5 protein-coding genes are annotated in these 6,902 nt (G+C 61.3%); 3 read left to right on the forward strand and 2 right to left on the reverse strand.

The window, feature by feature from the left end; genetic code table 11:
- The first annotated feature begins 80 nt into the window (after positions 1-80).
- The 3 genes from EOC06_RS02955 to EOC06_RS02965 all read left to right on the forward strand — a co-directional run bounded on the left by EOC06_RS02955 (position 81) and on the right by EOC06_RS02965 (position 4,019).
- The gene (locus EOC06_RS02955; protein WP_128307045.1) at positions 81-1,781 is read left to right on the forward strand and encodes a DUF262 domain-containing protein; all 1,701 of its coding nucleotides are present in this window, start codon (positions 81-83) and stop codon (positions 1,779-1,781) included.
- Between the two features lie 515 nt (positions 1,782-2,296).
- Positions 2,297-2,734, forward strand: a complete 438-nt coding sequence (locus tag EOC06_RS02960) for a hypothetical protein (protein WP_128307046.1) — start codon at positions 2,297-2,299, stop codon at positions 2,732-2,734.
- Positions 2,735-2,909: 175 nt separating this feature from the next.
- The gene (locus EOC06_RS02965; protein ID WP_128307047.1) at positions 2,910-4,019 is read left to right on the forward strand and encodes a DUF4432 family protein; all 1,110 of its coding nucleotides are present in this window, start codon (positions 2,910-2,912) and stop codon (positions 4,017-4,019) included.
- On the opposite strand, the gene EOC06_RS02970 is transcribed toward EOC06_RS02965, so the two are convergent.
- Together EOC06_RS02970 and fhuB are read right to left on the reverse strand one after the other, a co-directional pair.
- Positions 4,016-4,906 carry an alpha/beta hydrolase gene (locus EOC06_RS02970; protein WP_128307048.1) on the reverse strand — a complete coding sequence of 297 codons (891 nt, stop codon included), beginning with the start codon at positions 4,904-4,906 and terminating at the stop codon, positions 4,016-4,018. The genes EOC06_RS02965 and EOC06_RS02970 overlap by 4 nt on opposite strands.
- 23 nt (positions 4,907-4,929) lie before the next feature.
- On the reverse strand, positions 4,930-6,902 hold a 1,973-nt coding region (gene fhuB / locus EOC06_RS02975), incomplete at its 5' end, for a Fe(3+)-hydroxamate ABC transporter permease FhuB (RefSeq protein ID WP_245469299.1).

The following is a 6,902-nucleotide window of genomic DNA, read 5'->3' on the forward strand; positions in this document are numbered from 1 at the left end:
GCATCGTTCGGCGCAAGATCGCGCTGCTTTCCTTTTTAGCGTAGACAAGCTCGGCAAATGTTGGGCATGGGGGGACAAGTATGGAATATATACCAGTTCGCGTAAGCGACCTTATCCGAAAATTGAATCGTGATCTGTACCTGCCTGCAATCCAACGGGAATTTGTATGGAGGCCTGAACGGATCGAACGCTTGTTTGATTCTATCATGTCAGACTTCCCCATCGGTTCGTTTTTATATTGGAGGCTGGAGCAGAAGAACAAGGACGAGTGGCCGGTCTACGAATTTATCCGGGACTTCGACGACGAAGACCCGCACAATCCGGCAGCCAACATGGCAGGAATCACGAAGGACGTTACGCTTGTTCTTGATGGTCAGCAAAGAATAACGTCACTATTCATTGGACTTCGCGGTTCCTATAGGTATTTCCACTACCGGTGGCGCAAACTAAAACTATACCTGAACCTTCTCAAAGCCCCGACGCCCAATGAGGAGAACCCCGAAGAACTCACCTATAGCTTCGCCTTCCGCGAGAACGAAGAGCCGAAAGGCGACAAACCCCAACTATGGTACCCGGTTGGTCGAATTTTGGATTTCGAAGACGCGGAAGACGCCAAAGCGGATATGAAAACCCGCCTTGCCGATGTTGGCGAGGAGCAACGCGACAACGCCCAAAGGCTGATCGGACGCCTGCATAACCGCGTCCACACAACTCTCATAGGAAACTACTATGAGGAGCGGTCTCAAGATTATGATAAGGTCTTGCAGGTGTTCGTCAGGGCAAATTCCGGCGGTCAGCCCCTCGAATATTCCGACCTTCTCCTTGCAACCGCCACGGCCAAATGGGAATCGCTTGATGCACGAAGTGAGATCCATGACTTCACCGATTCTCTTAATGAAATTGGAACGGGATATAATTTCGGCAAAGACTTTGTTCTTAAGGCAAGCCTCTACCTAACAGATGGTCTTCCAATTCAGTACAAAGTGAAGAACTTCACGAGGCAGAACCTTCGCCTAATCGAAGCCAATTGGGACAACATCAAGCAGGCGCTTTCCACAACGGTCAGGCTGATTTCTCGGTTCGGCTTCAACAGCAAGAACGTGGTGGCTCCTTTGGCTCTGCTGCCTATCGCGCTCTACATCAGGAAGCTGGGCAATTGCTCATTTGACACGTCATCAAGTGTAAAGGACGCCGAAGCCCAAGTGACAATCCGCAAATGGTTTGTGCTTACGACGCTCAAGAATGCGTTTGGTTCATCGACGGATACGACACTGAGCCGCTTGCGGGAGTTGCTGAAGGATTGCAACGCGACGACGCCTTTTCCGGCTATTTCGCTCTACAAATCGCTGGGCATCGAACCAAGCTTGAGTGAAACGGAGATCGCCCGCGTTTTGGAGTACGGCTACCAAGGCAGGTACACAAATCTCGCCCTTTCCCTGTTGTACCCTGATCGCGACTGGAAGGATGCGATCTTCCACGAAGACCACGTCTTCCCGAAAACCGAGTTCCAGACGAGCAAGCTGAAGAGTAGAGGATATGACGATTCTCAGGTTCAACTCTACCTGAGCAAATTCAACACGCTCGTGAACCTCCAGCTTCTGACAGAATCGGAAAACCTTTCGAAGAACGCGACGCCATTTGATGAGTGGCTCGAAACCCGGGAAGCGGGATTTCGAGCGCAGCATCTAGTACCGGACCTTTCGGCATATGGATTCGATGCCTTTGGAGAGTTTCAGAAGAAGCGAGCCGATCTGATCGCGGCTGCATTGAGCAAACTGTAATGTGACAGTCCCACCCTGTGCTCAACCTCGATCTTCAAAACCACAGTGCTTCTCCGGATCGAGCGAACATATTTTTAGCCCTGTGACTGGACTGAGATACCAAACCATTTGAGATCGAAATCCGCCTCGGCAAGGGCAGCTAGGCAAGGGAGGAAGGCGACAAGACGCACAAAAGTTGCTCGAGTCAGCGAAGCAGGGCCGAAAAACGTAGATGACAGCGGCCAGAACAAAGTTGTTGGCAACTACATCGATTCGACTTTACACCACATCGGTGTTACACAGGCCGCGAAATCAGGGCTGCCCACGCGTTGATTTTGCTAGGTTTTTTCTGCATTCTGCCTTTTCCGCCTCTGGGCACCATTTTCCCAAGGTCCGTTTTGGACACACCCCATCGCGTCGCCGCCTGCATCGCCAAGTGGAATCACTTTGCGCACATTAGCCCGCAGACGGATTTAATTTGCTTGGCCACCCCTCAACCCTAGGGCAAACTGCCTGCCGGGGCTGCAGGAGGTGAAATGAGAGCACGCGCAGCGACGCTTGGGGATCTGGAGGATGTCTTTCGCGGTCTGTCCAAGCGGATGTCGGACGAATACGTGGCGGCCGGCAAGGACAGCAAGATCGCCTACGACAATCTGATGATGAATTTGAAGGAGGGCCGCGCGCACGCGCTTGTCGAGGGCGACAAGGCCGTGGCGATCATCGCCTGGCACGAGAACAGCGACGCCGCCGACACGCTGTTCGCCGCACGGGAGGACTTCTTCCGCGCCGCGACCGTTCGCTTCTGCAGGCGGCATATCAGGCACATCCAGGCGCTCGCCGGCAACCTCGCCATCCACTCGCGCAGCTGGCTCCAGGGGCCGGATGTCGCAAGATGGTTCGGCGTTATCGGCTATGTCGAGCGCGGCCGGGAGAACGGCGCCACTTTGTTCGAGCTGCCGCCGGCTCGCGGATAGGCAATCGCGGGATATTGCCTGGCAAGCTTGCAGTTTCGAGCGCTCTCCCAGGAGGGCGCGAAGAGACTCTGCCACCAGCCGTCCTGGCAGAAGCTGTGAGACGTGCTGCCGTTGATTTCCAGATGTTTCCTGCGACTATCGGCACGCACGCTTGCGGTGGATAGAGGTCGAAACAATGCATCTGGACTACTCCGATCACGTCTTCGTCGACCTCCTGCCCGAGCAGTTCGGCGCGTCGGAAACCATCGTCGCGCGTTATCGCGGGCTTGTCGCCACCGCCTTTCGCTACCGATCCGGCGTTGCCGGGCTTCGGATCAGCAACGCGAAGGGCGAAATCGTCATGCTGCCGTTCCAAGGACAGCAGATCTGGGACGCGACCTTCCTCGGCCGCTCCCTGACCATGCGCTCGATGTTCGATGAGCCGGTCGCGACCCGCGACTATCTTTCCAACTACGGCGCGTTCTTCATCCACTGCGGCGCCACCGCAATGGGAAATCCGGGGCCGGATGACCGCCACCCGCTTCACGGCGACCTGCCCAATGCGCCTTATCAGGATGTGCAACTGATCGCCGGCAGCAATTCCGAAGGGCCTTTCATGGCGCTGACGGGGCGCTGTCGACAGACCGTCGCTTTCAGCCATGACTATGTGATGGAGCCCACCGTACGGCTGCAACTCGACGCCAGCAGCCTCGCCGTCGACATCGTGATCGAGAACCTGAAACGCTCGGCCATGGAGTTGATGTACCTGGCGCACATCAATTTCAAACCGGCCGATGGCGGGCGCCTGGTCGACACCGTAGCGGATGATTCCGCGGACATTGTCGTGCGCCAGACGCTGCCGCCCTTTTTCACGCCGAGCGAAAGCTACCTTGCCTACCGCGATGCCGTTGTCGCCGATCCTTCGCGGCATCGCCTGCTGACCAAGGGCGAGCCGATCGACCCAGAACTCGTGCTGACGATGAGGGCTAAGGCCGACCCCCAGGGCTGGGCGCACGCCTTGCAGGTCCATCCGGACCGTACTGCGGATTTCGTCAGCTTTCGCCCCGACGAGCTCAATTATGCCGTCCGCTGGATCACACGCGGCGCCGACCAGGACGCGCTTGGCCTCGTGCTGCCGGCCACCGCCGAACCAGACGGCTATCTTGCGGCCAAGGAAAGAGGCCGCCTGGTTCGCGTCGCACCCGGGGAAAAATTCCGCTGTGCCCTGCGTTTTGGCGCTATGGACGCGGACGCAGCCACACAACGAGAACAAGCCATTGCAGCGTTGAGAGGTGAAGGCCGTTAGTCGCAAGCCCTCACCGCAAACGCCGCCTGAACCGCACGATTGACTGTGACCGGCAGGATCGACATGTGGTTCTCGCCGGCATGCAGTTCGAAGCTGGCGCGCACTCCCGGGAGAGCATCAAGCCGCTGCGCCATTGCCCGCGCGAATTCGTCGGTGCGTGTTATCTTCTTCTGCTGCAGGCGCTTTTCCTCGTCCTCGGCGCCAATCTGGAACGGCGCCAGCTTCTCGGTCTCGTACTCGCCGGCCGACAGGATCACGGTCGTCGCCAAACCATCGGGAATGGCGACCTCGAAGGTTTCGAGAAAGCGGTCGATGGCACGCTCTTCCCAATAGATGGCGGGGCTCGCCGCGATCCAGGTCTGGAAGGCAGACGGCCGCGTGAACAGGGCATAGAGCGCAAACAGACCACCGAAAGAATGGCCGTAAAGCGCCTGGCGGCTAGCGTCGACCGTGATCCGACTGGCGACCCACGGCTTCAACTCGTCCTCGATGAAGGCAAGGAACTCCGCTGCCCCACCCGTCCGGACTTCGGGCGTGCCCTCGTAGAAGGGCGGATAGGTCTTCCCCGGCGGCGGGCCGAGATTCCATGAGCGGCGCAGCGGGTCGTAGGCGCCGTCGACGGGATAGCCGATGGCGACGATGACGCCCCAGCCGACATTGGTGCCCGTTGGATAGAAGGCCTGCGCGCGCATGGCGTCGACCGCCGTGCCGATGACGGCGTTGCCGTCGGTCATGTAGAGCACAGGCCAGCCGGCCTCGGGCACCGGCCCGGACGGCACATGCAGGAATATCCGCCAGGGGGCGCCGCCCTGCGCCGGAACAAGATCGTGGACCGTCGTGTCGGCTATCAGGGTTGGCGTCGCGCTGGACATGGATATCTTGGACATGGATATCTCCACGGGCAAAACGGTCAGCGGCGGCGCAGCAACCACATCAGCACCGGGCCGCCGATGAGTGTGGCAACGAGACCGGCCGGGATCTGGCGCGGGAAGATGGCGGTGCGGCCGACCCAGTCGGCGGCGACCATGATCAGCGCGCCGGCAAGCACCGCGCCAATGGCCTGCGGCAGCGCACGGGAAAGGCCGATGCGACGGGCAAGGTGCGGTGCCATGAGGCCGATGAAGGTCAGCGGACCGACGATCAGGGTAGAAGCCGCGGTAAGTGCCGCGACCGTCAGCAGCACGAGAAGCCGCGTCCTCTTCAGGTCAATGCCAAGGCCCTGCACAGCGGCGGGGCCAAGCGGCAGGATGTCGAGCCAACGCATGAAGAAAGGCGCGAGCGCGAAGAGGCAGACGGCGATGCCACCGGTGAGCAAGGCGTCACCGACATCGACGCCATAGGTCGAACCGGTCAGCCAGTTGAGCAGCAGCATGGCACGCGGATCGCCGGTGGCGGTGAGCACCAGGATCAGCGCGTCGAACAAGGCCGTCAGAGCAACGCCGGCGAGCAGCAGCCGCTCCGGCGCATAGGCGGCACGGCGGCCGATCGCCAGCGTCACCAGCAAAGCGGCGAAGGCGCCGATGGTTGCCGCCGCCGTCTGAACCGGGCGTCCGGCATCCGAGAGCGCAAACAGCGCCACCATCATGCCGAGCGCAGCACCGGCGCTGATGCCAAGCACTTCGGGGCTGGCCATCGGATTGCCGGTCAGCCGCTGCATCATCAGCCCGGCAAGCGCCAGCATCGCCCCGGCGCTCAGCGCGGCAAGCACGCGGGGCCACCGCCACGACAGCAAAGGCTGCAGCTCGTCGCCGAAGGCGAAGGTCCAGCCATGCGGGCCCGGTCCATAGAGCAGGGCCAGCCCGAGCAGCAAAAGCAAGGCCAGGCCGATCGCCGTCAGCATAAGGCCGGGCCGGCTTGCGCGCGGCAGGCGCGCGGCCATCAAGGTCGGGGCTTCCGAGCCCAGAGCAAGGCGCGGCAGCAGCCAGAGAAGCAGCGGCGCGCCGAGAAGTGCTGTAATCGCTCCGGTCGGCAGCAGGTCGCCTTGCGGCCCGGTGGCGATCTGCACGGCCTGGTCGGCAGCCCACAACAGCGCCCCGCCGATCAGCGGCGCCATCACCAGTTGCTGGCCCAGCCGCCGGGCACTGCCGATGCGCGCGAGCGTCGCCGCGGCCAGGCCGACGAAACCGATGACGCCGACAGCGGCAACGACAAACGCGATCAGCGCGACGGCGGCCGCCAGTCCGGCGAAGCGATAGGCGCCGAGCGGCACGCCAAGGCTGCGCGCGCCTTCATCGTCGAGGCCAAGCAAGGTCAGTGGCCGCACCATGAAGAAGATCGCAAGCGCAGCAGTGCCGATGCGCGGCAACAGCCACAGCGTCGTCGACCAGTCCTGCTGGCCGAGCGAACCGGCGCCCCAGATGAACAGGCTGGCCAGCCATTCATGCCGCAGCACAATGAGAGCGGCACCGATGGCGCCGGCATAAAGGCTGACCACAAGCCCCGCCAGCACCACCGAAAGCGGCGACAGGCCCTTGTGCCAGGACAGAGCGAAAACGGCGGCAAGGGCGACGAATGCGCCAGCCAGCGCCACCCATTCGCGGCCGAAGGCAAGCAGCGAAGGCGACAGAAGCGTCGCCAGCGCCAGCGCCAGATAGGCACCGGCCGAGACGCCGACCGTTTCGGGCGAGGCAAGCGGGTTGCGCAGAACCTGCTGCAGGACGGTTCCGGCAAGCCCGAGTGCCGCACCGCACAGAAGGCTGACGGCAAGCCGAGGCAGGAAGGCATAGTGGACGAGCACCTGCCGCATGTCGGCGATGTCGGGGGCGGCGACCGATTGGAGCCAGAGCGCCGATGGTAGCTGCACGGTTAGGTTTGAGACGGTTGCCGCTGACGCTGCCGCGAGCAGCACCGCGCAAAGCAGGATCGCGCCTACCGGCTGATTGC

The organism is Mesorhizobium sp. M7A.F.Ca.MR.362.00.0.0, assembly GCF_004023175.1.
In the GTDB taxonomy this organism is placed as follows: domain Bacteria; phylum Pseudomonadota; class Alphaproteobacteria; order Rhizobiales; family Rhizobiaceae; genus Mesorhizobium.

What these genes read in the sequence shown, in the direction of transcription:
- EOC06_RS02955 (WP_128307045.1), top strand. Translation starts at nt 81, where the DNA reads ATGGAATATATACCAGTTCGCGTAAGCGACCTTATCCGAAAATTGAAT.
- EOC06_RS02960 (WP_128307046.1), top strand. Translation starts at nt 2,297, where the DNA reads ATGAGAGCACGCGCAGCGACGCTTGGGGATCTGGAGGATGTCTTTCGC.
- EOC06_RS02965 (WP_128307047.1), top strand. Translation starts at nt 2,910, where the DNA reads ATGCATCTGGACTACTCCGATCACGTCTTCGTCGACCTCCTGCCCGAG.
- EOC06_RS02970 (WP_128307048.1), bottom strand. Translation starts at nt 4,906, where the DNA reads ATGTCCAAGATATCCATGTCCAGCGCGACGCCAACCCTGATAGCCGAC.